Source organism: Prevotella sp. P4-67 (assembly GCF_002251325.1).
Lineage (GTDB): Bacteria > Bacteroidota > Bacteroidia > Bacteroidales > Bacteroidaceae > Prevotella.
Window position 1 is genome coordinate 39,464 of record NZ_NPJL01000065.1, and the last position, 26,478, is coordinate 65,941.

A 26,478-nucleotide genomic window follows, 5' to 3' on the forward strand; every position below is an offset into this window, starting at 1 on the left:
AAGATTATCGACAACATGCAATATACCATCCAGCCACCCCAACATATCAACACCACCATCACGCTGCCGGCTTCAAAGAGCGTCTGCAACAGGGCGCTCGTCATCCAGGCCCTTGCCGGCGGCAGTTCACTACCCGCCAACCTCTCCGACTGCGACGACACCCGCGTCATCGCCGCCGCCCTGCGCGATATGCCCGAGACCATCGACATCGGTGCTGCCGGCACCGCGATGCGCTTTCTCACCGCCTATCTCAGCGTGACCCATGGCTGCCACACGATTACCGGCACCGAGCGCATGCGCCACCGCCCCATCGGCGTGCTGGTCGATGCCCTGCGCCGTCTGGGCGCCGACATCAGCTATCTGGGCGACGAAGGCTATCCTCCCCTCGCCATCTGCGGCCGCGCCATCGAGGGCGGCAGCCTGTCGGTGCCCGGCAATGTCAGTTCGCAGTATATCTCTGCCCTGCTCATGATAGGCCCCATGCTCCGCCGCGGCCTCGAGCTGCGTCTTGAGGGCGACATCGTGTCGCGCCCCTACATCGACCTGACGCTGTGGACCATGACCGAGTTTGGCGCCAAGGCCGAGTGGAGCGATGTAGACACCATCACGGTGGCGCCCGTGCCCTACCAGCCCGCCGACTATGCTGTGGAGAACGACTGGAGTGCCGCCTCCTACTGGTATGAGATGCTTGCCCTCTGCGACGACAACGAGCCCCGCGTGGTACTGCCCGGCCTGATGGACGGTTCGCGCCAGGGCGACACCATCTGCCGCTACATCGGTTCGCTCATGGGAGTGAAGACCACCTTCGGCACCGGCGACGACGGCACCCCCCAAGTGGTGCTCAGCCACCAGCACCGCCGTCTGCCCCGGTTGGACTACGACTTCGTCAGTTCGCCCGACCTTGTCCAGACCTTTGTCGTGGCTTGTGCCATGCGCGGCATCCCCTTCCACTTCACCGGTCTCGCCAGTCTGCGCATCAAGGAGACCGACCGCATTGAGGCGCTGAAGTGCGAGCTGCGCAAGTTGGGCGTGGTGCTCACCGACCGCAACGACAGCGAACTGATATGGAACCTCGAGCGCTGCGAGCCCACCATGGAGCCCATCGACACCTATCAAGACCACCGCATGGCCATGGCCTTTGCCCCTGCAGCCCTGGCCCTGGGCAGCATCACCATCAACGACCCTGAAGTGGTGTCCAAGTCTTATCCCCACTACTGGGACGATCTGCGTCGTGCCGGTTTCCAGATTACCAAGCGCCCATGATATATCTCGTTACCTCCCTCATAGTCCTGGGCATCGTGGCAGCCCTCCTATCGCTGCGCCAGCACGACGGCGCCGAGGCTACCCCGCCAGCCGCGAGCTGCGGCACCTGCGACGGCACCAACACCAAGTGTGAGCAGGAGTGCATGATGGAAGCCGCCACCCGCGAGATAGAATACTACGACGATGAAGAGCTGGACCGCTACCGAGGCCGCCGCTCCGACGAGTATACCGACGACGAGGTACACGAGTTTGCCGACGTGCTCTACACCATGCACCCCGACGAGGTGGCCGGGTGGAACCGCAGCCTCATCCTGCGCGGCATCAATCTCCCCGACGCCCTCAAAGACGAAGTAATCATGCTGATGGAAAGATGACATGGAACTGCTGACTTACACCTTCTTTCAGAACGCCATCATAGGCTCGCTCCTTGCCAGCATCCTCTGCGGCATCGTGGGCACCTATATCGTGACGCGGCGGCTGGTCTTCATCAGCGGCGGCATCACCCATGCCTCCTTTGGCGGCATCGGGCTGGGGGTGTATTTCGGTATCAATCCTGTAGTGTCTGCCATGGCCTTTGCCGTGGCCAGCGCCTTGGGCGTGCAGTGGCTGTCGCACCGCGGCGACGTGCGCGAAGACTCCACCATCGCCTTTTTCTGGACCCTGGGCATGAGCGTGGGCATCATCTGCTGCTTTCTTTCGCCCGAGTTCATGCCCGACCTCAACTCCTACCTCTTCGGCAGTCTGCTCACCATAGGCCATGGCGACCTGGTGCTGCTCGGCGGGCTCACGCTGATAGTGGCGGCACTCACGGTGATGTTCTTCCGCAGCATCGTGAGCGTGGCGTTCGACCCCATCTTCGCCCGCGCCCAGCAGTTGCCCGTCGACATGATAGAATATACGCTGATGGCGGTGATAGCCATGACCATCGTGGCCACCCTGCGCATGGTGGGCATCGTGCTTGCCATCAGTCTGCTCACCATCCCCCAGATGACCGCCAACATCTTCACCTACAGCTACAAGCGCATGATAGCGCTGAGCATCGTCATCGGCTGGATAGACTGCATGACGGGACTGGCACTCTCCTACTGGCTCAACGTGCCCTCGGGAGCCACCATCATCTTTGTAGGCATCATCGTCTACGCCCTGGCACGCACCGCCAAGACGCTGATGGGCCGCCGGCGACTGCGTGGCGCCATGGCGCTGACAGCGGTGGCGGTGGTGGCACTCAGCTCGTGCTCTACGCAGAAAAACACCTCGTCGTCGAGGTTCTGGCATGCCTTCAACGCGCGCTACAACACCTACTACAACGGTGCGATGGCATACATAGACGGCGCACTCGAAAAGGAAGAGGGCAACCGCGACAACTATACCGAACTGATACCCCTCTACACCGTCGGCAACAAGAATAGCAAGGAGCTGGGCAAGAGCAACTTTGAGCGTGCGGTGACCAAGGCCGAGAAAGCCATACACCAGCACAGCATCAAGCGGCGCCCCGTGTGGGACAAGCAGCGGCGCAAGACCGAGCGCGACATCGAGTGGCTCAGCCGTCGCGAGTATAACCCCTTCCTCTGGAAAGCCTGGATGCTCATGGGGCGCTCGCAGTTTCACATGGGCCAGTTTGACGAAGCCGCCTCTACCTTCTCCTACATGAGCCGCCTCTACGCCACCCAGCCCGCCATCTATGGCAAGGCCCGCGCCTGGCTTGCCAAGTGCTATGTGCAGGAGGGCTGGCTCTACGACGCCGAAGACGTGATACGCAACATGGCGCGCGACTCCATGGACTGGCGCGCCGTCAAGGAGTGGGACTACACCTATGCCGACTACTACATACACACGGCCGACTATCAGCGCGCCATCCCCTATCTGCGCCGCGTGATACGCCACGAGATGCGCCGCAAGCAGCGAGCCCGCGAGTGGTATCTGCTGGGGCAGCTCTATGCCGCCGTGGGCAAGCCCGACTCTGCCTACCACGCCTTCCGCCGCGTGGTGCGCCTCAACCCGCCCTACCAGCTCGAGTTCAACGCCCGCATCGCCCAGACCGAGGTAATGGCCAAGGGCCAGTCGCGCCGCATGATAAGCCGTCTGCGCCGCATGGCTGCATCGGACAACAACAAGGAATATCTCGACCAGGTATACTATGCCATCGGCAACATCTATCTGGCCGACCGCGATACCGCCCACGCCATCGGTGCCTATGAGAAGGGCGCCAAGGAGTCGGTGCGCAACGGTATAGAGAAGGGCGTGCTGCTGCTGAGTCTGGGCAACCTCTACTGGCAGAAGGAGAAGTTTGGCGACGCCCGCCGCTGCTATGGCGAGGCGATAGGTCTGCTGGACCAGGACCGCCCCGACTACCGCCAGCTCTCTGACCGCTCCAAGATACTCGACGAGCTGGTGCCCCACACCGACGCCGTGGAGCTGCAGGACTCACTCCAGTCGCTCGCCCGCATGAGCGAGAAAGACCGCAACGCAGCCATAGACCGTGTCATCGACGCACTCAAGAAGAAGGAACGCGAAGAGCGTCGCGCCCAGCAGGAAGCCGACGCCATGCAGCAGCAGAACGAAAACATGGACCGCGACGATATGGGCAACAACCGCAACAACACCCCGTCGAGGCCCAACAACACCGCCACGACAGGCAACGGCCAGTGGTATTTCTACAACCCCATCGCCGTGAGCCAGGGCAAGGCCACCTTCCAGAAGCTGTGGGGCAAGCGAGAGAATGTGGACAACTGGCAGCGCGTCAACAAGACCGTGGTGGCTGGCATGGGGCAGCAGGACGAGCTCACCGACGAGCAGCGCGACTCCATAGCCCGCGAGGAAGCGCTGCAAGACTCGCTGGCATCGACCACCGACAGTCTGCAGAACGACCCGCACAAGCGCGAGTACTACCTCGCCCAGATACCCTTCACTCCCGAGCAGGTGGAGCAGAGCAACGCCCTGATTATGGACGGCCTCTTCCATGCCGGCGTGATATTCAAGGACAAGCTCGACAACCTCAGGCTGAGCGAGAAATACCTGACGCGTCTGGCTAACCAGTATGAGAGCTACGCCAACATGGACGAGGTCTATTACCACCTCTTCCTGCTCTATATGCGCAGCCACCGCGGCGAGACGGCGCGCCACTATCTCGACCTGATGCGCCAGCACTATGGCGAGAGCCAGTGGACCACCATCCTCACCGACCCCTACTTTGAAGCCAACGCCCGCGAGGGCACCCATCTCGAAGACTCGCTCTACGCCGCCACCTACACCGCCTTCAAGGACGACAGGATGGACGACGTGATACGCAATCTCAAGGTGTCGGAGCAGCGCTTCCCCATGGGCGACAACCGCGACAAATTTCTCTTTGTGGGAGCGCTGACCAAGCTCAACATGGGCCAGCCCGACAGCTGTCTGGCCGACCTCAAGCGCGTGGTCGAGCAATATCCGCAGAGCGAGATAAGCACGCTGGCGGGCATGATAATCAACGGCGTCAACGCAGGTCGCCAGCTGCGTGGCGGCAAGTTTGACATCGGCGACGTGTGGAGCCGCCGCTCGGCACTGCTCGACAGCGAGGGTGGAGACTCGATACCCACGTTTACCAACGAGCGCGACATCGACTTCAAGTTTGTCATCGTCTACCAGCCCGACTCCATCAATGCCAACCAACTGCTGTATGAGCTGGCGCGCTATAACTTCACCAACTACCTGGTGCGCAACTTTGAGATAGGAGTCAACGACGCCCACGGCCTCTGCCACATGGAGGTGAGCGGTTTCCGCAACTACGACGAAGCCCTTCAATATGCGCGACAGCTCTACGCCCAGCACATTCTGCAACGCCATGCCGGACTGCGCACGATGATAATCAGCGAGGCCAACCTCGAGCTCATCGGCCATCCCTACAGCTACGACGACTATGCGCAGTACTACGACAAGCACTTCGTGCCGCTCAAGGTGAGCACCTTCCGTCTGCTGGCCGAGCCCGCCGAGATAGTGACCCGCCAGGGCGATGAGCCTTCGGTAGAGGATATCGACAATGCCCTGGGCGAGGGTATGGTGATAGACGAGGGCGAGCAGAAGCCTCAGCAGCAAGGTGGTACCTACGTGCTGCCCGACGAGGGCAAGGAGGGCGCAGCCACCTCGGGCACCATCATCAGCATTCCGCAGACTGAGGAAACGACCAAGGCAGGCGGCACCATCGTCAGCGAGTCGCAGACCGAGGAAACGCCAAAGACAAACGGCACCATCGTCAGCGCGCCACAGACTGAGGAAGCGCCCAAGGCCAACGGCACCATCGTCGCGCTGCCCGAAGAGACTCAGAAGGCCAAGGCTGCCACGCCTGCCACAAAGACCGCCACCCCAGCCGTCAAGCCAGTGGCCACGACAGCCAAGCCGACGGCTCCTGCCACCAAGCCAGCGGCAAAGCCCGCTACGCCCAAGCCCGTAAGCAAGACCGGCTTCTACTTCGGCGACAAAGTCACCAAGGCGCCTGCCGACACCACCAAGACCAAGAAGCCCAAGGCTGCGGCAAAGAAGAAAAAGTTTGACCTCGAAGACGAATACTACGACTTGGAGGGATTTTAACCCATTAACAGAGACAACAATTATGACAAACGGATTATTACTATGGGTCGATGACGAGATAGAACTGCTGCGTGCCCACATCTTGTTTCTTGAGAAGAAGGGCTACGAGGTAGTTACCGTAACCAATGGTACCGATGCCATAGAACAGTGTGCGCAGCGCACCTTCGACCTGGTGCTTCTCGACGAAATGATGCCCGGCCTCACCGGTCTCGAGACACTGCAACGCATCAAGGAAATCAACCCGGCGACTCCCGTGGTGATGGTGACCAAGAGCGAGGAAGAAGACATCATGGACCAGGCTATCGGCTCAAAGATAGCCGACTATCTCATCAAGCCCGTCAACCCCCACCAGATACTCCTCACCCTCAAAAAGAACATACATCGGCGCGAGATAGAGACCGAGGTGACCCAAAGCGGTTACCAGCAGAACTACCAGAACCTGATGATGCAGATTATGGACTGCCAGACGCTCGAAGACTGGCAGAACATCTACCGCAAGCTCACCCACTGGGAGCTGGAGCTGAGTAGCACCGACAGCAATATGACCGAGATGCTGCAGATGCAGAAGGAGGAAGCCAATATAGGTTTTGCCAAGTATATACGCAAGAACTATCTGGACTGGGTGAAGCCCGGCAACAGCAACCGTCCGCTGATGAGCAACGACATCATGAGCCGTCGCATCTTCCCCATGCTCGACAGCGGTGAGAAGGTGTTTCTCGTAGTCATCGACAACTTCCGCTACGACCAGTGGCGCATGCTGGCTCAGGAGATCAGCGACCTCTTCGAGATAGACGAAGACATGTATACCAGCATCCTGCCCACAGCCACCCAGTATGCGCGCAACGCCATCTTCAGCGGCCTCATGCCGACGCAGATAGCGCAGATGTTTCCCGAGTTGTGGGTCGATGAAGACGAGGAAGAGGGCAAGAACCTCAACGAGGCGCCACTCATCCAGACCCAGATAGACCGCTACCGCCGCCACGACACCTTCAGCTATCACAAAATCAACGACAGCGCTGCGGCAGAGAAGTTTCTGGGGCGCCTCAACGAGTGTACGGGCAACGACCTCAACGTGGTGGTAATCAACTTTATCGACATGCTCTCGCACGCCCGCACCGAGTCTAAGATGATACGCGAGCTGGCCAACGACGAGTCTGCCTACCGCAACCTCACCCTCGGGTGGTTCCGCCACTCGGTCATCGCCGACCTCTTCAAGGCACTCGCCACCACCGGATACCGCGTGGTGGTGACCACCGACCACGGCTCCATACGCTGCACCAACCCCATCAAGATAGTAGGCGACCGCAACACCAACACCAATCTGCGCTACAAGTTGGGCAAGAACCTCAGCTACAACGCCAAGGACGTATTTGTCATTCGCGACCCCAAGCAGGCCCAGCTGCCTATGCCCAATCTGAGCACCAGCTATGTGTTTGCCACCGGCGACAGCTTCTTCGCCTACCCCAACAACTACAATTACTACGTGTCTTATTACAAGAACACGTTCCAGCACGGCGGCATCTCTATGGAAGAGATGCTCATCCCCCTCATCACACTGAAACCCAAGAAAAGATAAAACGATATGACACAGATCAGAATAGAGTCGCTCGACGCCATACGCGCAGCGGCACAGCAGTTTGTCAACAGCATCGGCGAAGCCCGCGTCATCGCATTCTATGGCGGCATGGGCGCCGGCAAGACCACCTTCATCAAGGCATTGTGCCAGGAACTGGGCGTAGAAGACGTCATCACCTCGCCCACCTTCGCCCTCGTCAATGAATACACCGACGGGCATGGCGACCCCATCTACCACTTTGACTTCTACCGCATCCGCCGCATCGAGGAAGTCTATGACATGGGCTACGAAGACTACTTCTACAGCGGCAACCTCTGTCTCCTGGAGTGGCCCGAACTGATAGAAGACATCCTGCCCGATGACACCGTGCGCGTAAAAATCAGCGTCGATGCCGACGGCAGCCGCCTGCTGGAGTTTTAGCTCCACCTTATTTATATATACAGCGAGCCGGATATGCGACAATCGTCAGCATACCCGGCTCGTTGTTTTCGGTCAGTACAGACTGTTAATCCCCTATAAGCGCGTGGGATTAGAGCAGCGCCTTGAACTTCTCTTCTATTACTGCCTTCTTGGCTGCGCCCACGAAGCGGTCTACCAGTTCGCCACCCTTGAAGAAGAGGATGGTAGGTATATTGCGCACGCCATAGTCGGTAGCGATGTCATCGTATTCCTCGATGTCACACTTGCCAACCACAAGACGGCCGTCGTACTCTTCGGCCAACTCAGATACAATGGGAGCCAGCGCGCGGCAAGGTCCGCACCATGTAGCCCACAAATCCACTACCAATGGCAGTTCGCCATTCAGATAGTCCTTAAAATTCTCGTTAGTGATTGTTACTTCCATCTTGATTATTATAAATTCTTCTGCAAAGATAGTGCAAACCGAGCGCAATACAAAATAAATCATATTTATTTTTATTGCCGAGGTGCAGCCTATCTTCACGGTTATGCCGCAAAGTAACGCAAACCGAGCGCAATACAAAATAAATCATATTTATTTTTATTGTCGAGGTGCAGCCTATCTTCACGGCAATGCCGTAAAGTAATGCAAACCGAGCGCAATACATAAGAAAGCATGCTTCTCTGTGGCGTTTCAGGTGTTGGGTGGCATCATTGCCTAACAAAAAGGAACGATTTCCGTCAGAAAAGTTTGACGCTTAGTTTTTTTACAGTATCTTTGCCATGATAAATAACTAAGCCTGTGTCTGCAGGCCTCCCCCAATCACCGCAGAGAACAACAAGAAAGCAATAATGGCGTTCGACACAGAAATAAAAGAATACGAGGCGGCAAGGCAGCAATACCAGACCTCGATTATCAATCAAATGAATAGAGAAGAGTACATCAAATATAACGAGGTGCTTTTTTCCACTCATTCGTGCGCCATTGAAGGCAACTCATTCTCCGTAGATGACACCCGAGAGCTGAAGGAGAAAGGATTGGGAATGATTCCTGCGGGAAAGACGCTTTTCGAGGCATTCGAAATGCTTGACCACTTCGAGGCATTCGAGTATATGATGCAAAATACGCAGCATCCTATCGACGAAGAACTGCTCAAGGAAATCAACAGGCGAGTTACCCGTCACACGCTTTCTTATCACGCTCCCGAGGCCATCGCGGGAGAATACACCACTACGGATATGACGGCTGGCGACACGGTCTTCGGCGACCATAAAGAACTCATCGCAAGAGTGCCAAAGCTATTGGAATCGACAGAGGAAGCCATCGTCGCCGCTAATGTACACCCCATGATACTTGCTGCCCGTTTCCATGGTTTCTACGAATATCTCCATCCGTTCCGCGATGGCAATGGAAGAACCGGGCGCCTCGTCAGCAACTACATACTGTTGCGCATGGGGCATCCCCTCCTTATCATCCCGTCAGAGAATCGCAAGGAATACATTGCTGCGCTCCGCATGATTCGTACAGAAGCGACCGATGAACATCTCATTCGTTTCTTTTTCAAGATGGCGACACGGAGAATGGAAGAAGAATTGAAGCAGAAAGAAGCAAACACCAAACGCTTTACGACATTTCTCTTCTAAAGCAGCCTGAACGAAGACACGTTGAGGTTTCTACATTGACCGACAAGAAAAGAGTCGGAGTCGAAACCGAATAACATAAATGAAAAAAGCTACGGAAGATGTGTCCGGTTATGACAAATTATTATTACTTTTGTAGATACTATTAGAAATCAACAACTAAAAATAGAATCTATGAAGAAGACTATCGTAGCAATGGCAGCCATGCTCGTAGCAATGGGCATGAGCGCACAGCAGAACATCTCATTTCGTGAGGGCGACATCGTTTCGCCACAGGTAAACGACGACCACACCGTAACCTTCCGCGTGAAAGCGCCCAAGGCCAAGAGTGTGAAGATATTGGCTGACTGGGAGCAGAACAACGGCCAGGCTACAATGAAGAAAGGCAAGGATGGAGTATGGGAGTATACCACTCCACAGCTCGCATCCGAAATGTTCACCTATCGCTTTGACATCGACGGTGTGTTGGGCATCGACCCTGTAAATCCGTTTACGCGCCGCGATGTGGGCAACATATTCAGCATCTTCTATGTGGGTGGCGGCGCTGCCGACGAATATCTGGTAAAGGATGTGGACCATGGCCAGGTGCGCACGGTATGGTATCACTCCAACACGGCCAACGCCGACCGCCGTATGAATGTGTATCTGCCTGCCGGATATGGCAAGACCGACAAGAAATATCCTGTATTCTATCTTCTCCATGGCAGTGGTGGCGACGAGACTGCATGGCTCGACTTGGGCCACATGGCGCGCATCATGGACAACCTCATTGCCGAAGGAAAGTGTGTGCCGATGATTGTCGTCATGCCCAACGGCAACTTCGGCAAGCAGGCCGCTGCCGGCGAGACGGCAGAGAATCTCGCGTTCAGACCCGTATCGACCCACCTCTTGCCACACTACAAGGACGGACTCTTCGAACTGGCGTTCCCTGAAATCGTAAACTATGTCGATGCCACATTCAACACCATCCCCGACAAGGCACATCGCGCCATTGCCGGACTGTCAATGGGTGGAATGCACACGCTTATGATTACAGCCAACTATCCCGACATGTTCAATTACATCGGCCTCTACTCCGCCGGCGTCGACTTCTCTCATCTTAATATGGAAGAGGTTCCAGCCTATGCCAACCTCGATGCCAAGCTCACCAAGCTGGCACAAGGCAACCCCAAACTCTACTGGATTGCATGCGGCAACGAAGACTGGCTGTTGCCAGCGAACAAGCGGCTCATGGAGCGCATGGACAAAGACGGACTGAAGTACACATTCCACGAGAGTCCGCGCGGCCACCTCTGGTGCAACTGGCGCCAGTACTCGCTCCTGTTCATCCCCCAGCTGTTCAAGTAAAGCATAACGACATCCCCCAGAGAACCATAAAGATACAGCCAGCAATGGCTGTATCTTTGTTTTTTTATTATTGCTGTCCGCTAAACTTGATGGACCAGAAAAAGACTGGGCAAAAATGGTTCAGGAGGCTATGCCACCCGGATCCAAAGTCTGTCTGATTAGAGAGGAGCTTACTTTTTGAAAAAACAAGCCCGGAGTCCCAGATTGGAGGACTTCGGGCGGAGTAATTGTGCTATTTTTAGTTTAGAGGGCAGCAATAATTATCAATATGCTTAAGCAAGAAGGAAGATCCTGAAACGCGACAAGGAGCATGATGATTGCCATCTCGTCCGATTGCCAAGTTCCTTTCTAAAAAGGCTTATAAATGACTTCCGAAATTGCGGTTAATAGTTTGATTAGTTACTACCGATGATTCAGATTTAGCCAATCGTTTGAGTTTTGGATTATGTCTAAACTCAAACGATTACACATACTATATAACAACTTAGAGAATTATTCTTCTTTGTTGAACATCATGAATGAAAGCAGCAATGCCATCACTTCCAATGTGGTTTTTGTGTATCACTCTATGACAGTTCGGACATACAGGCAATAAGTTTTCTAATGCACTATCCACCAACTGTTCAAATGTATCTCCTTGATACTGGAAAATAGGTCTCTTATGGTGGATTTCTATACAATCCTTGCCATAAACATCACCATAATATTTGGGGAAATTAAAACCACAACAATCACAAGAGATGATATTGTTACGGGTAAAATGTTCAATCGCTATCTTTCTTAAATGTGAAGACCTTTCTCGCGTCTGAACATTTCTTGTAACAACTCTTCCTTCTGATACAATTTCCTCTATAGGCAGCACGCGCCTATTGCCACTTGAGGCAATGCTTTCAATTGCAGTTTTTACATCTTCGTAGTTGAAATCTTCTTCGAACAAGTAAGATAATGCCTCACTATGAGCGCCGAGATACTCCTTTCCAACAGAAGTGATACAAAAACCACCAGGTACATTAGTTGCATAATTATCACGTTGAAATGTATCATGGCTTTTCAAGTTTCTAACTTTCTGAGAGAAGTAAGTATCTGATCTGCCTGATAATATTTCTGCATCAACACCGGTTGGGTGCAACACTTCGGTCAACCCAGAGATTAAATCACTTGTGGAGACAAAACCATTTACTGATTTTGACATCAAGTATAAAGCTGGCAAAACCAACTGACTTTCCGTTATACGTTTCATACTATCAATAATTTGTTATGAGAAGATGCGTAACTTTCTTGTCGTTTCTATTCATGAAGCTAACAAGATATTCCTTATCGAATGTTCGAATATTTATACCTTTTTTACTGTACAATTCATATATAAAATCGGTATTCTTAATAATCATCATCCACTTGGCTTTGCACTCATTTATCATGAAATTTGCGAGTCTTTCTTGGTCTGCCTTTGTGAATGTATTTTGAGCATAGGTACTGAATTCACTATCGTAAGGAGGATCAAGAAAAACAAAATCATTTTCGTTTGGCTGAACTTCTCTTAGGAATGCTTCAAAATCTAAATTGTAGATATGAGCATTCTCAAAATGATCCTGCAAAAGTCTTGATCGATAATAATTGAGTTTCTTTTTCATCATTTTGCTATTATAGGCTATACCTCCATACGGAACATTGAATTTGCCATTCCTACTATATCTAAACATGCCACTATATGCATAGTTGCGCATGAAAAAGAACAATGCACTATACATATGCGGATTATCTCCGCCAATACTTTTGTCGTTGTACAAGTTGCGATAATTCATATATAGCGCACTCTTGATAGCCGTTTCGATGTTGTCGTTTAAGTCTTTAAGAGGCAAATCCTGCTTTTGCAATTCAAGTTCGCACATGCGCACCATCTTGCGAAATAGGTTTGTTTCAAGTTCCTTGCACATAATACATTGTACTCCACGAAAAGCATTATCTAAAATACTTTCAATTTCATCCTTCTTTCTTGTAATAAAATTTACAATGTATTTTTTAAGGCCTTCCTTGTCTAATTGCCCACTCTTGAAGTTTAAGTAAACATCAACTAGCTTTTTGTTGTTATGGAAAAAATTCTCTGCATTGTTCCATGACGCATCCATAGCTTCTACATATCTGTAAAAATCCTTGTCATTTTCAGATATGTATCGGTAAAGTTGAACCAATTCTTCAGAGAAATCATTAATGAAATACTCTTTTGCATTGATTCCCATGAACACGGATCCTCCTCCTACAAAAGGTTCAAAATATCTTTCAAACTGTGGCAGATTAGGAATAATATACTTCAATTCTTTCTCCTTACCGCCAGGCCACTTAATTATAGGAGATAAGCTCGTTTTCCTATCTATAAACACAGATTGCGTTGTAGATGCTTTGGCTTTGAAAAAACTATCAAGCATAAAAAGCGAAGTATGTACCCCGACTGATGGTTCGTGTACCATGTATGAATCCTCTTCTAAAGAGTAATCCGTGGTGTTTAATTTACTGCCCTTATTGAATGCCATATTTATTCGTTTCTTTGCTGCTTCAAAATATTCATTATTTAATTCAACTCCAATAAAACGCCTTTTCAGTTCTATTGCGGCTACTCCTGTTGATCCCACTCCCATAAACGGGTCAAATACTATATCATTCTCGTTTGTTGCCACCTCTATCATTTTTTTTAATATGGCAAGAGGCTTTTGCGCTGGATGTTTTGGGTTGCTTAGGCGTTCTGGACGCATACATATCGGACTTTCTATGAAGTTATGCATCTCTCTCTGCGATAGGAAATTCCATGTGTGTTTTTTATTCCAGCATACAAATATCATTTCACAACTATTCAGAAAGCCAACCTTAAAAATTTTGGGAGCAGGGTTGGTTTTATGCCAAATCATGAAATTTGTTGTATCAAACTTTTGATCAAGACAATTGTACCAACGTCCAAGTTGATTATATGAAGTGAATATGAACAAATTTCCTGTAGGCTTTAATATACGAATGAATTCATCAGCCCATTCTTCTGGATTGAAATCTACCATATCCCAATCAGCAACATCATTATTCATAGCCGAACGGCCTGGCAATGGTATATTGCCAGTTGAATGTTGACCGAGATTATATGGAGGGTCGGTCAAAATGAAGTCGATAGAATTATCAGGAATACGTTTTATTACATTCTTACTGTCTGCACATAAAACGCACTTCTGCCAATCGGGGTCTTTCATTGTCCTTATTCTTCGTTAAGTAATTATCTATTTGATTAAACTTGAACACAAAGTTATGTAAAAGCAACGAGAATAGCGAATAATTGTCCGTTTTCTATTAATATTTAGTAATTAAACCTGATACCACTCTCCATTAATTAGCGATATTTGCCTTTAGACTTGCAATATTTTCTCTTTTACATCCCATTAATCTATTCCATACATTTCCCTGAATCGAAAATTGTCCTTTAATTACCATGTTATATATGCAGCCTCACACTAACCTTTGAAGATTTAACGATTATCTTGTCCCCCAATTTGCTTCTCACAACAGCAACATTCCACGTTATTGTGGTATATTGGCACATTGCATGCCATCAGCAGATTATCAAGAAGAAGATTAAGATAATTGTTGGCACTTATACTCTTGGCGGCGTGCTGATTGACTTGGGGTATGCCGCAAAAATAACCCCAAATGGTGTATATTCTGCTAAATCTATCAAAAAAACACATATTTAGCTGAATAAAGCGCATTACCAATTATTAATCATATTTTTAAGTTTTACGAGAATGAAATCCTTTTTAGATCCTCATAAGCCTGGCACACAAAATAAAGGCCCACAGCATGAGTAAACTCAATAAGCTGTAACCATATTAGGCACGAATTTTCCATCTCTACCAGTTGGCGGAATTAATTTAAGTTGACAAATATGAGTAAAAAGTTGTACATGTCGCTGATTTTTAGTAACTTAGTGGTGATCAAAACATTAAGTTCAAATCATCGTATGTACAACCTTTATACAAAATTCGTCAAAATACTTGAGATATGCAAGCAATTCTCTGAAAATCTCGTCAATGAATCTGGTAATGTTCCACGTCGTGGTCCTGTTCCCAAGTTTTCAGATTTGGAAGTGGTGGCGCTATCCCTGACGGCAGAGACCGAGAGCATTGATAGCGAGAAGTGGTTGTTCGACTATAAATTGCAAGAACACAAGGACAGTATTCCCAATCTCATATCAAGGAGACAGTTCAATGACCGCAGGAAGAAAACGTCAGGCCTGTGTGAGGAACTGCGCAAGAGGATTGCCATGGAAATGGATGGCGGAGAGGAACAATTCTTTGTTGACTCCAAGCCGATAGAGGTTTGTAGGGTTGCAAGAGGAAAACGTTGCAAGATGGGGCGTGCCGGCAATTTCTCGCAAGCTCCCGACTTCGGCTTCTGTGCTTCGCAGAACACGTATTATTTTGGTTATAAGTTACACGCTCTCTGTGGGTTAAGTGGAGTTATCCATTCCTATGATCTGTCAAAGGCAAGTGTGGCTGACCTCCATTATATGAAGGATGTAAAACATACTTATCACGACTGTAGCATCTATGGTGACAAAGGGTATATTGGAGCTGACGTACAGCTTGACTTGTTTGAAACCGCACACATAAGACTGGAGTGTCCATATCGGCTCAACCAAAAGGATTGGAAACCGACATTCATTCCGTTTGCAAAGGCAAGAAAGAGGATTGAGACAACATTCTCACAACTTACAGACCAGTTCCTGGTCATCAGGAACTACGCGAAAATAACGAATGGATTGTTTGCCAGAATCATTGGCAAAATTAGTGCACTTACCATTCTGCAATACGTAAACTTCATTAACAACAAGCCAATTGGCAGAATTAAGTATGCACTAAATTAATTCCGCCAACAGGTAATGCCAATAAACTGAAGAGTATTTTCATAAGCAACAATTCTTTTTTATTTACTTCAACTCAAAGGTTGCCATAAGCAGCACCTTATTGCCATCTATGTTTTCTTCATAGAAGAAGCGATAGACGCCAGGATTGTTTGGAAGAATATCGGGAAAAAGATGGGCCGTGATGGTGCCGCTTTGACCATCGCTTAAAACATGACCGATGGCCGTGAACGAGCAATCGGTGGGCACAACAAACCAATTGCCATCCGCTCCTTGGGCCGTGATGCTATAGGCATCGCCATACACAAATTCTTCGCCACTATGGTTGGTAATCGTGAATCTGATCTCCGTGGTGCCCAATGGATAGGAAGGCTTCTCCGCCTTGAGGAAGATGCCTTGGTAGGTGCTCACGCCTTCCCTGTTGTCGATGATAGGGTCCAACTTGCCCTCAAACCTGATGGCGGGCGAGTTGTAAATCAGCCTACGAAACTCCTGCTGCTTCTCCTTCGTGTTCCAACGGAGCGCAACATCAATGGAGTTGGATCCCATTCCAAATCCAACAACATTTCGCAAGGCCGGGGTCTTGTCTTCCGACAGGAACTTCCGCTCAAGTATCCGCATAATGGCGTTCAGTTCCCTATGCGAATATTTACGCGCCGAAGCCTTGCGATAGGTTCTCTTCTTGCTCTTGACAACTCTCTTTTTGCTAATGGTCGCTACCTTCTTTTGTTGAGCGGCAAATGACTGTTTGCAAGCAGCAAAAGCTGTTTGCATTGAAAGGAACATTGTCAATCCTAATATTATTGCATTGAGGAGTTTTGGCTTCAATCTCATAGTTATCAGCAATTAATAATTTAACATGTAGAGAGATATGAACTCTTATAGTATATTTCTTTTCGTATCAGGAAACATATTCAAGTATCAATGTTTCAGTTGCAAAAATACTAAAACATGGCGTATATTCAGCTAAATCTATCAAAAATTTACACATTTAGCTGAATAAAGCGCATTTCCAGGAGAAGTTTGCATAACCACCCTACTCGAATTTAGCAATTACACTGTCATTGAAACTCCGCTGCACCTTAAGCGGCGGAGATGGAAACCAGGAGCGGCGGGGGCGGCAATATTGGTGGGGGGCAGCCTATTTCTCTTGCCTTTAGTTGGCTGAGTGGCGGAAAAGTATTACATTTGCAGACAGTTATGGCTGAACACAACGACTTAGGCAAATGGGGAGAAGAGGTGGCGGCATGCTACCTGGAGAACCATGGATATATCATCAAGGACCGCGACTGGCGACTGGGCAAGCGCGATCTGGACATCGTGGCCATTACCGAGACGCAGGACCTGCTGGTCATCGTCGAGGTGAAGACGCGCTCGGAGGGCTTGACGATAGACCCTATCCTGGCCGTCGACGAGACCAAGATGCGCAATCTCGCCATTGCCGCCAATGCCTATGTCAAGCAGATGGGCATTGACGCCGATGTGAGGTTTGACATCATCACCGTGGTGGGCATGGACTCACGCCACTGCGACGTGATACACACCGAGGATGCCTTCAACCCATTGCTGCTGAGTAGATGAGTGATATGAGAGTGATAAGACTGGACACCGTCGATTCGACCAATACCTATCTGCACGCCTATCGGGGCGACGAGGATGTGGTGGTGGTCACAGCACGCCACCAGACCGCCGGACGCGGACAGGGAGGCAACCGATGGGAGGACGCTGAGGGACAGAACCTGCTCTTCTCGATACAGATACGCCCCGTGGAGGTGGCGATAGGCCACCAGTTTGTGCTGGCTATGGCCGAAGCGCTGGCCCTGAAGCGGGCGCTCGATGCCTATGCCGACGGCATGGAGCTGAAGTGGCCCAACGACATCTACCACCGCGACCGCAAGCTCAGCGGAACGCTCATCGAGACGGCGGTAAGCGGCGGCCGACTGAAGCGCATGATTATGGGCACAGGCATCAACGTAAACCAGCGGCGCTTCACCAGCGACGCGCCCAACCCCGTGTCGCTCAGCCAGATCACGGGCAGCGACGAGAGCATAGACCATCTGCTCGAGCGCATCCTCCAAGCCTTCGACGACTACTACCGACGGGTGCTGGAGGGCGACTATGCCGGCATAAGCCGCGAGTATCACGAGGCGCTCTACCGCCGCAAGGGTTTCTACCGCTATCGCGACAAAGACGGCGAATTTGACGCCGAGCTGGTGGGCGTGGCCTACGACGGCAGGCTCAGTCTGCGCGACAGCGAGGGCCGACAGCGCAGCTATGCGTTCAAGGAAGTGGAATTTATCATCTGAAAATACAAATAAGACTATGGCAAGATTTAAGAGAATCCTCCTCAAGCTCTCGGGCGAGAGCTTGATGGGCAATCAGAATTATGGTATCGACCCTGAGCGACTGGGTGACTATGCCCGCCAAATCAAGGAGATACACGAGATGGGTGTGCAGATAGGCATTGTCATCGGCGGCGGCAACATCTTCCGCGGACTGAGCGGCAGCCAGAAGGGCTTCGACCGCGTCAAGGGCGACCAGATGGGCATGTGTGCCACGGTAATCAACTCGCTGGCGCTGAGTTCGGCTCTCGAGGCCGAGGGCGTAAAGACCAAGGTGCTCACCGCCATACGCATGGAGCCCATCGGCGAGTTCTACAGCAAGTGGAAGGCCATCGAGGCTATGGAAGACGGCCGCGTGTGCATCTTCTCGGGCGGCACGGGCAGCCCCTACTTCACCACCGACACCGGCTCGTCGCTGCGAGGCATAGAGATTGAGGCCGATGTGATGCTCAAGGGCACCCGCGTAGACGGCATCTACACCGCCGACCCCGAGAAGGACCCCACTGCCACCAAGTTTCACGACATCACCTTCGACGAGATTTATACCCGCAACCTGCGCGTGATGGACCTCACCGCCACCACGATGTGCAAGGAGAACAATCTGCCTATCTATGTATTCAACATGGATGTGGTGGGCAACCTCAAGCGCGTGATGGACGGCGAAGAGATAGGCACGCTGGTCCACAACTGATAACACCCTTACTACAGATACGAGAAATGGTTCGACAGAGCTTGCATTGAGCTGCTGTCGAACCATTTCTCGTATCTGCAACCGCCGCTACGCAGCGGAGGGAGTCGTCAGGTATTGAACTGATAGCTGAAGTGATATTCGTCGAGGAAGTCGAGCAGTTTCCTGGTCACATTGACGCTCTTGGCCGAGCGCATCACTATCTCGCCCCTCTGGTCCATACAGTTGTAGAAGCGTATGAGCAGGGGGGTCTGGCCGAGGTTGTCGTTGAGCTTGGTGGCGAGGTTGTCTTCAAGCTGCTCGTCAAACTTGTCGCAGTCTATGCCTATCGTCATGCTGGTGATGCCGCGGTTCTTGACATCGACGAGGAACTCTACGTTGACGATATTGAGCTGGAACTTGCCCGAACCACGGTAGCGCTCCACGCACTTGGCGGTGATGCGCACGAGATATTCCTTCTTGAGCATGCCGTTCCACTTGGGCCATTCGGCATCAAAGATACTCAACTCGCCAGTGCCGCTGTAATCTTCTATCTGGATGATACCGAAGGGCTTGCCACTGTAGTTGGAGAAGCGCTCGGTCGACTCGGTGATGATTCCGCCGAAGGTTACCTCCTGCAGTTTGCTCAGCGGCTCCATGTCGGTGTCGCGACCGCGGATGTCGATACACTGGGTATTGCAGAGGTGCTTGAGCGCCACCTCGTAGTCGTCGAGCGGATGGGCTGAGAGATAGATGCCCACCAGTTCGCGCTCCTTGTTGAGTCGTTCGAGCGTGTTCCACAGCTCTGGCTTGGATGGTTGTGGATGGGCTATCTCTACATCGTCTGCACCGAAGAGCGAAGTGGCAGCCTCGGCCTTGGACGCCTGGAAGCGCTGGCCATAACGCACGATGGCATCGAGGAACGAGCCCTCCTTGCCACAAGGTGCAAAATACTGCTCACGATAGAGCCCGAAGCTGTCGAAGCCTCCGCTGTAGGCAAGGCTTTCAAAGGCTTTGCGGTTGACATTGCGGAAGTCCACGCGCTCGGCGAAGTCATAGATATCGGCAAAGGGGCCGTTGGCCTCGCGCTCGTTGATGATGGCGGTGGCGGCAGCCTCGCCCATACCCTTGATGGCAGCCAGTCCGAAGCGTATCTCGCCATGGTGGTTTACACCGAAGTTCTCGTAACTCTCATTGACATCGGGGCCCAGGGTGGGCACACCGTAGGTGCGACATTCGTCCATGAGTTTGGTAATCTCCTTGATGTCGCTCTTGCGGCGGGTCATGATGGCAGCCATAAACTCGGCTGGATAGTGAGCCTTCATATAGGCGGTCTGGTAGGCCACCCAGGAGTAGCAGGTGGCATGAGACTTGTTGAAGGCATAGGAGGCAAACTTCTCCCAGTCGCCCCAGATTTTCTCGAGCACCTGGGGGTCGTGGCCGTTGGCCTGTCCCTGCTTGATAAACTTGGGTTTCATGGCGTCTACGATGGCTTTCTTCTTCTTACCCATAGCCTTACGCAGGGCATCGCTCTCACCTCGGGTGAAGCTGGCCAGCTGGCGCGACAGGAGCATCACCTGCTCCTGGTAGACGGTGATGCCATAGGTGTCCTTGAGATATTTCTCCATGCAGGGTATGTCGTAGGTCACCAGCGAGGGGTCGTGCTTGCGCTTGATGAAGTCGGGAATGTAGTCCATAGGACCCGGACGATAGAGGGCGTTCATGGCGATGAGGTCCTCGAACACGGTGGGATGGAGCTCACGCAGATACTTCTGCATGCCGGGCGACTCAAACTGGAAGGTTCCGATGGTGCGGCCCTCCTGATAGAGCTTGTAGGTGAGCTCGTCGTCGATGGGTATGGTGTCGATGTCGACATCGATGCCCTTGGTCAGCTTCACGTTCTTTACCGCCTCTTTCAACTCGGAGAGAGTCTTCAGTCCCAGGAAGTCCATCTTGATAAGGCCGGTAGACTCGATGACGTGGCCGTCGTACTGGGTGACAGCCGTCTTGAACTCAGGGAAGTCGGGGTCGTCGGCAGTAGACACGGGTACCCAGTTGCTGATGGGGTCGCGGCAGATAATGAAGCCGCAAGCATGGAGACCCACACCGCGCACGGTACCCTCGAGCATCTTGGCATACTTGATGGTATTGCGCTCCTGGGGATTGGACGACGCCTCGGCATCACGCAGTTCGGGTGTGGCCTTGATGGCATTGGTGAGATTCATCTTCATGCCGTCGGGCAGACGATCAGGGATGGCCTTGCAGAGGGCGTTGGCCTTGTCGAGGGGCAGACGCTCCACGCGCGCCACATCCTTGATGGAGTTCTTGGTGGCCATGGCCTGATAGGTAATGATATGGGCACAGTTCTCATGGCCGTACTTGTCCATCACCCAGCGCAGCACCTTGCCTCGGCCGTCGTCGTCGAAGTCGGTATCGATATCGGGGAGGTTCACACGGTCGGGGTTGAGGAAACGCTCGAACAGCAGGTCGTACTTGAGCGGGTCTATGCGCGTAATGCCCAGACAGTAGGCCACAACCGAACCCGCAGCCGAGCCACGGCCCGGACCTACCCACACGCCGAGGTCGCGACGGGCGGCATTGATGAAGTCTGACACGATAAGGAAGTAACCGGGGAAACCCATGGTCTTCATGACATGGAGCTCGAAGTTGATATGCTCCTTCACATTGTCGGGCAGCGGGTCGCCGTAGAGCTCCTTGGCACCCTCGTAGGCGAGGTGGGCCAGATAGTCGGCCTCAAACTTGATGCGGTATATCTTGTCGTAGCCGCCCAGGCGGTCTATCACCTTCTGGGCCTCGTCAGGAGGCAGCGGGTTTTCACCGTTCTCGTCGGAGGTAAACTCGTGGAAGAGCTGCTCCTCGGTGAAGCGGCGGCGCCACTCTTCCTCGGTACCAAAGTCTTCGGGGATGGGGAAGAAGGGCATGATGGGGCCGTGGTCGATGCTGTATATCTCGACCTTGTCGAGTATCTCGGTGGTGTTGGCAAGCGCCTCGGGCACATCGCTGAAGATGTCGTTCATCTCCTGGCGGGTCTTAAACCACTCCTGCTTGGAGTAGCGCATGCGGTTGGGGTCGTCCAGGTCCTTGCCCGTAGAGATACAGAGCAGATGGTCGTGGGCTTCGGCGGTCTCCTTGTCCTCAAAGTGGCAGTCGTTGGTGCAGACGAGCTTGATGCCATACTCGCGGGCCATCTCGATGAGCACCTTGTTGGCCTTCTGCTGCAGGGGGAAGGCTTCGCGGTTGGCCAGGATGGTGGGGTCGGTCACCTCGTGGCGCTGGAGCTCGAGGTAATAGTCGTCGCCAAACACGCGATGATACCACTCACACGCCTCGCGGGCTCCCTCGATGTCGCCATGCAGAATCTTGGAGGGTACCTCGCCGGCGATACATGCCGAGCAGACGATGAGGTCTTCGTGGTAGCGCTCGAGGTCGGCGCGGTCGGTACGCGGACGATAGTAGTAGCCATCTGTCCACGCATTGGAGACGAGCTTGATGAGATTCTTGTAACCATTATAGTTCTTGGCCAGCACGATGAGGTGGTAACCGCTGTTGTCGCCCATCTCCTTGACCTTGTCTTCCTTGCGGCGGCGCGCCACATACATCTCACAACCCAGGATGGGCTTGAAAGGCTCGAGCCCCTCCTCCTTGCGCTTCTTGTTGACGCCGGCGCAGTAGTCGGCCAGTTCCTTGATGCCATACATCACGCCGTGGTCGGTGACCGCCATACCGCGCATGCCGTCGGCAATGGCCTTGTCGACCAGGTGGGGTATCTTGGACTGACCGTCGAGTATAGAGTAGTGGGTGTGTACGTGCAGGTGTATAAAATCTTCCATAATGGTGGCGAAAATTGTGTTTGGGGTTTCAAAGTTACATACATTTGCCGACATCCACAAAAAAAACGCGGCCAATATTTGCGACATCACATTAATTAATGTATCTTTGCATAGAATATAGAGTAACCTTATGGGCAATAGAATTAAAAAACTAAAAAAGATACGTATCCACCGCGAGGGCACAGACACCATCATCTATGGTTTCATTTTCATTGCCGCCGTCGCGCTGATATTGCACCGTACGTTTGAGACCAAGATTCCCTTCTGGTCGTTCCTTGTCATTTTCGGCTCCATATATGCCATCATCCTCAACTTCTTCAGATGTCCTATACGCTACTTCGGCAGCGAGGACACCGAGCGGCTGGTCGTAGCGCCCGCCGACGGCAAGATAGTAGTAATCGAAGAGGTAGAGGAGAACGAGTACTTCCATGAGCGCCGCCTCATGGTGTCTATCTTCATGAGCCTCTTCAACGTGCATGCCAACTGGTTCCCCGTAGACGGCAAGGTGAAGTTTGTAAACCACCGCAACGGTAACTTCCACAAGGCATGGCTGCCCAAGGCAAGCGAGGAGAACGAGCACGCCGACATCATGATTACCACGCCCGAGGGTACCGACATCCTCTGCCGACAGATAGCCGGCGCCGTGGCACGCCGCATCGTGACCTACGCCAAGCCCGGAGAGGAATGCTTCATCGACGAACATCTGGGCTTCATCAAGTTCGGTTCGCGCGTAGACGTATATCTGCCCATAGGCACCGAGGTGTGTGTCAAGATGGGCCAGACCACCACGGGCGACCAGACAGTGATAGCCAAACTAAAGGACTGATACAACCATGTTACAGACCATCAAGAAAATCATCCCCAACACACTGACATCCTGCAATCTCATTGCAGGATGTATTGCTACATTCCATGCCTTCACAGGCAATGTAGGCATCGCACTCCTGTGGATTGTCATAGGCGCAGCCTTCGACTTCTTCGACGGCATGAGCGCCCGACTGCTCCACGTGTCATCACCCATAGGCAAGGAGCTCGACTCGCTGGCCGACGACATCACCTTCGGACTGGCACCCGCAGCCATCGTGGGCTTCGAGCTCACCATGGTACACTACCCCGCCTTCCTCATGCCCGTGAGCGATTACATCCCCTTCGCAGCCTTTGTCATGGCAGCCTTCTCAGCACTGCGTCTGGCCAAGTTCAATCTCGACGAGCGCCAGTCCATGGGCTTCATCGGACTGCCCACCCCCGCCAACGCCCTCTTCTGGGGCTCGTTCATCCTCGGATGGCGCGACCAGCTGGAGAGCTCGCCCTGGGCACTCCCCCTACTGCTGGTGCTGATACTGCTGAGCTGCTATCTGCTCATAGCCGAGATACCCATGTTTGCACTCAAGTTCAAGCACTGGGGATGGGCCGAAAACCAGTTGAAGTACATCTTCATCCTCTGTTGCATCCCCATCCTGCTCGTGTGTGGAGTAGCTGGCATATCGCTCATCATCGTGTGGTACATACTGGTCTCGGTGTTCAAGAATTTCACTGACAAACTCAAGCAGCAATGATACTCTTCAAGCTCATAGCCTTCATCTTCATCGTAGGCATCATAGCCATCATCGTGATGGGCGTAGGTCTGTGGGTACGCGTAAGAAGCGCCATAGACCAGCTACGTGGCGGCAACGCCCAGCGCACCAACCGCAAGACCGACAACGGCAGAGGCGACGGCGTGATAGACCAGCGCACACCGGAGCAGTCAAACCAGAAGATATTCGGCAGCGACGAAGGCGAATATGTAGACTATGTGGACGAAGACGACGACAAGGCCCAATAGCCACACCGCCAAAGACAAGCCGACAGCAGCCCACATACCGCCCCACCAATAAGCCAAACGAGCACGACCCAAAAGGCCGTGCTCGTTTGGCGTTATGTAGATGATGGCGGAGGCGGAGGTGGCGACAAGGAGAATAAAGATATGACCGCTGGCTGTATGTAGCTGTCTGCAAATACTACCCCCAATGCCATTAGCACTTATGACAAACGGCGAAACCACCCATGTTGACAAATAGTGACGGCTCTGTATTGGAGTGCATCTTAATTCTGCTCTCAGCCAACTGGCAGTACTCTTTACTGATATCAATACCTATGTATTTCCTACCAGAGTCTTTGGCAGCCACACAGGTTGTACCACTACCACACATAGGGTCAAGAACGACATCACCCTCATTAGACCAACTTCTTATATGATCTAAAGCGAGGTCATAAGGGAAAGGAGCCGGGTGCTTCTTGGCCTCTTGGTCTACAGCCTTTTTACCAACAACATATTCCCAGATATTACCCTTAAGTTTTTCGGCCTTTACAGGATTGGCCAATTTAGTTCGACATTGTTCACCTTTGGAATAGTTTTTATAGGTTGTGCCCTTTAGCTCTAATCCCGCATGGAGGCAGGGGACCTTAATAGGATTGTGGGTAGCCACATTGCCTTTTGAGAAAACAAACATATACTCAAACACGTTGGTATATCTCTTCCTGTATATTTGGGGTACGGGATTGGTTTTCTGGAATATCATCGTATCGTGCAACTTGAAACCTTTTGCAACGAAGGTTAGTACCTGTCTGAAACTGGTACAGGTCTCGCTACCATTGACAGTAGCGTCGGAAACGACCCAGACAACCACACCGCCTTCCTTGATAATCCTATACAATTGGGCAACGATATCCTCGAAAGGGAAGGTATAGCCTTTATATGTTCTCAGATTGTCGTATGGAGGTGAAGTTACGACCAAATCAATGGAGTTGTCCGGTAACTGCTTCATCACATCCACGCAATTACCATTGATTATCTTATCAATATAGTCCGTTATCATTTTTGTATTTGCTCAATAAATTGCTTAATCGTTGAGATTTTGTTATCCAGCTTCAGACATTTAAGGAGCTCGTTGATAGCATCCTCTCTACTCAACTGCTTTACGCGCTGCTGCTCACTCTCGTAATAACCAATTTCGGCATTGCCGCGTTCTACGAGTATCTTGACGATTTCCTTAAGATAATCGTCAAACCTACTTTGCGGCATATTAACAATATCGGCGATATTCACGTTCTGCTGCTGCAAGAAGTTGGCTTTGGCATTGACCACTGTAGTAGCATTGGCTATTATCGCACTTTGGTTGAACAATTCTCTAAGATTGCAGGAAGGGCTTTCTTTTACTCCCTCTTTTAGCAACATATAAAGGTATTCCCAGCTGAACAAAGAGACATTGTGGTCGAGAGCTTCCTTATAAATCGTGCTAACGCTTTTGGGATATTGGTAGTAAGGGCAAACCAAAACAGAGTAATCGCAATCGCCCTTCCACTGAGCCATAGAAACTACTTTGAAGTCCTTGGCATTTTTGGCGGTCCTGCTGAGCCTGAAGGTTTTAGCATCACCGACCAGGCTATAACCATGATAACGACTTTGCGCTATAATATCAGCACTGTCACTCCGTTGCGTCAATACAGCGACCTCGAGATTCATCTCACTGAGTGACTTGGCCAAAAGGATGTCAGACACCTTGGTATATAGCTTCTCCTCTGTTGAGTCGTGCTTTATATCCTCTGGTATGATGCCGATTTCTACTACAAGCGGCAATATGTCGGCCCTGTCAAGACCGAATATTGTGGTCTGGAGTCGGCTGCTGGCTACCTGAAAGTCCAGGTCAATACTGTTCTTTATCGCTGCCCTTAATTCTGCAAAGTTCATAACTCACCATCATTAAATTATCTACAAAGATACAGTATTAAAAGCATAATTCCAGATTTTTGAGCTGGTTTTTTGGATATTTATGACAATAGACTGTCCTAATATTGATTTCAGTTGTAAATTAAGAAAGGAGGGTAAAGTAGTTTTCTACATATAGATGAAACTCCATATCATTGTACCGTGAGCATTTTCATTGGACTTCATC

At 51.7% G+C, this 26,478-nt stretch carries 21 protein-coding genes; 14 read left to right on the plus strand and 7 right to left on the minus strand.

Translation table 11 applies throughout. The features are described from left to right. Positions 1-15: 15 nt before the first annotated feature. The 5 genes from CIK92_RS11315 to tsaE are packed head-to-tail and all read left to right on the plus strand — an operon-like array spanning position 16 to position 7,822. The gene (locus tag CIK92_RS11315; RefSeq protein WP_094389172.1) at positions 16-1,263 is read left to right on the plus strand and encodes a 3-phosphoshikimate 1-carboxyvinyltransferase; all 1,248 of its coding nucleotides are present in this window, start codon (positions 16-18) and stop codon (positions 1,261-1,263) included. Continuing rightward, entirely contained in the window at positions 1,260-1,637 is a 378-nt protein-coding gene (locus tag CIK92_RS11320; RefSeq protein WP_094389142.1) for a hypothetical protein, read from the plus strand. The genes CIK92_RS11315 and CIK92_RS11320 overlap by 4 nt, the downstream gene beginning before the upstream one ends. 1 nt (position 1,638) lies before the next feature. Then, complete coding sequence (locus CIK92_RS11325) at positions 1,639-5,826, plus strand: metal ABC transporter permease (protein ID WP_094389143.1); 4,188 nt, start codon at positions 1,639-1,641, stop codon at positions 5,824-5,826. A gap of 22 nt (positions 5,827-5,848) precedes the next feature. Then, complete coding sequence (locus tag CIK92_RS11330) at positions 5,849-7,402, plus strand: bifunctional response regulator/alkaline phosphatase family protein (RefSeq protein WP_094389144.1); 1,554 nt, start codon at positions 5,849-5,851, stop codon at positions 7,400-7,402. A gap of 6 nt (positions 7,403-7,408) precedes the next feature. Then, a complete protein-coding gene (tsaE, locus tag CIK92_RS11335; RefSeq protein WP_094389145.1) occupies positions 7,409-7,822 on the plus strand; it encodes a tRNA (adenosine(37)-N6)-threonylcarbamoyltransferase complex ATPase subunit type 1 TsaE in 414 nt (137 codons plus the stop codon). Positions 7,823-7,931: 109 nt separating this feature from the next. On the opposite strand, the gene trxA is transcribed toward tsaE, so the two are convergent. After that, complete coding sequence (gene trxA / locus CIK92_RS11340; protein WP_094384765.1) at positions 7,932-8,246, minus strand: thioredoxin; 315 nt, start codon at positions 8,244-8,246, stop codon at positions 7,932-7,934. Positions 8,247-8,653: 407 nt separating this feature from the next. Here trxA and CIK92_RS11345 point away from each other — a divergent pair, with 407 nt between their 5' ends. Together CIK92_RS11345 and CIK92_RS11350 are read left to right on the plus strand one after the other, a co-directional pair. After that, positions 8,654-9,445, plus strand: a complete 792-nt coding sequence (locus tag CIK92_RS11345; protein WP_094389146.1) for a Fic family protein — start codon at positions 8,654-8,656, stop codon at positions 9,443-9,445. A 171-nt stretch (positions 9,446-9,616) separates the two neighbouring features. Beyond that, positions 9,617-10,789: an esterase gene (locus tag CIK92_RS11350; protein WP_094389147.1), complete on the plus strand. Its 1,173-nt coding sequence runs from the start codon at positions 9,617-9,619 to the stop codon at positions 10,787-10,789. Positions 10,790-11,273: 484 nt separating this feature from the next. Here CIK92_RS11350 and CIK92_RS11355 read toward each other — a convergent pair whose 3' ends face one another. Further along, positions 11,274-12,029: an HNH endonuclease gene (locus tag CIK92_RS11355; protein ID WP_094384758.1), complete on the minus strand. Its 756-nt coding sequence runs from the start codon at positions 12,027-12,029 to the stop codon at positions 11,274-11,276. Positions 12,030-12,033: 4 nt separating this feature from the next. Further along, on the minus strand, positions 12,034-14,019 hold the full coding sequence (locus CIK92_RS13980; protein WP_216820588.1) for a DNA methyltransferase: 1,986 nt from the start codon (positions 14,017-14,019) through the stop codon (positions 12,034-12,036). A gap of 689 nt (positions 14,020-14,708) precedes the next feature. Here CIK92_RS13980 and CIK92_RS11370 point away from each other — a divergent pair. Continuing rightward, the gene (locus CIK92_RS11370) at positions 14,709-15,689 is read left to right on the plus strand and encodes an IS982-like element IS1187 family transposase (RefSeq protein WP_094384755.1); all 981 of its coding nucleotides are present in this window, start codon (positions 14,709-14,711) and stop codon (positions 15,687-15,689) included. Positions 15,690-15,752: 63 nt separating this feature from the next. On the opposite strand, the gene CIK92_RS11375 is transcribed toward CIK92_RS11370, so the two are convergent. Beyond that, entirely contained in the window at positions 15,753-16,520 is a 768-nt protein-coding gene (locus CIK92_RS11375; RefSeq protein WP_094384753.1) for an immunoglobulin-like domain-containing protein, read from the minus strand. A 366-nt stretch (positions 16,521-16,886) separates the two neighbouring features. Between CIK92_RS11375 and CIK92_RS11380 the strand changes: the two genes are divergently transcribed. From CIK92_RS11380 to pyrH, 3 genes are read left to right on the plus strand one after another with little or no spacing between them, the layout of a single operon-like run. Continuing rightward, the gene (locus CIK92_RS11380; RefSeq protein ID WP_094389148.1) at positions 16,887-17,267 is read left to right on the plus strand and encodes a YraN family protein; all 381 of its coding nucleotides are present in this window, start codon (positions 16,887-16,889) and stop codon (positions 17,265-17,267) included. A 5-nt stretch (positions 17,268-17,272) separates the two neighbouring features. Next, positions 17,273-17,992 carry a biotin--[acetyl-CoA-carboxylase] ligase gene (locus tag CIK92_RS11385; protein WP_371594222.1) on the plus strand — a complete coding sequence of 240 codons (720 nt, stop codon included), beginning with the start codon at positions 17,273-17,275 and terminating at the stop codon, positions 17,990-17,992. Between the two features lie 16 nt (positions 17,993-18,008). Beyond that, positions 18,009-18,719 carry a UMP kinase gene (pyrH, locus tag CIK92_RS11390; RefSeq protein ID WP_022309541.1) on the plus strand — a complete coding sequence of 237 codons (711 nt, stop codon included), beginning with the start codon at positions 18,009-18,011 and terminating at the stop codon, positions 18,717-18,719. Positions 18,720-18,826: 107 nt separating this feature from the next. Here the strand turns inward: pyrH and dnaE are convergent, their stop codons facing one another. Then, entirely contained in the window at positions 18,827-22,546 is a 3,720-nt protein-coding gene (gene dnaE, locus CIK92_RS11395) for a DNA polymerase III subunit alpha (protein ID WP_094389150.1), read from the minus strand. A gap of 130 nt (positions 22,547-22,676) precedes the next feature. Between dnaE and CIK92_RS11400 the strand changes: the two genes are divergently transcribed. Genes CIK92_RS11400 through CIK92_RS11410 form a run of 3 tightly spaced genes read left to right on the plus strand, consistent with a single transcriptional unit; the run spans position 22,677 to position 24,368 of the window. After that, positions 22,677-23,372, plus strand: coding sequence for a phosphatidylserine decarboxylase family protein (locus CIK92_RS11400; protein ID WP_094389151.1), 696 nt, complete (start codon positions 22,677-22,679; stop codon positions 23,370-23,372). 7 nt (positions 23,373-23,379) lie between these two features. After that, entirely contained in the window at positions 23,380-24,102 is a 723-nt protein-coding gene (locus CIK92_RS11405) for a phosphatidylcholine/phosphatidylserine synthase (protein WP_022309544.1), read from the plus strand. Beyond that, positions 24,099-24,368 (plus strand): hypothetical protein, encoded by a 270-nt coding sequence (locus CIK92_RS11410; RefSeq protein WP_094389152.1) that lies wholly within the window; start codon positions 24,099-24,101, stop codon positions 24,366-24,368. The genes CIK92_RS11405 and CIK92_RS11410 overlap by 4 nt, the downstream gene beginning before the upstream one ends. Positions 24,369-24,558: 190 nt before the next feature. On the opposite strand, the gene CIK92_RS11415 is transcribed toward CIK92_RS11410, so the two are convergent. Together CIK92_RS11415 and CIK92_RS11420 are read right to left on the minus strand one after the other, a co-directional pair. Beyond that, positions 24,559-25,401, minus strand: coding sequence for a site-specific DNA-methyltransferase (locus CIK92_RS11415; RefSeq protein ID WP_173823838.1), 843 nt, complete (start codon positions 25,399-25,401; stop codon positions 24,559-24,561). Beyond that, a complete protein-coding gene (locus CIK92_RS11420) occupies positions 25,398-26,273 on the minus strand; it encodes a HindIII family type II restriction endonuclease (RefSeq protein WP_094389153.1) in 876 nt (291 codons plus the stop codon). Before CIK92_RS11420 ends, CIK92_RS11415 begins: the two co-directional genes overlap by 4 nt. Between the last annotated feature and the right edge of the window lie 205 nt (positions 26,274-26,478).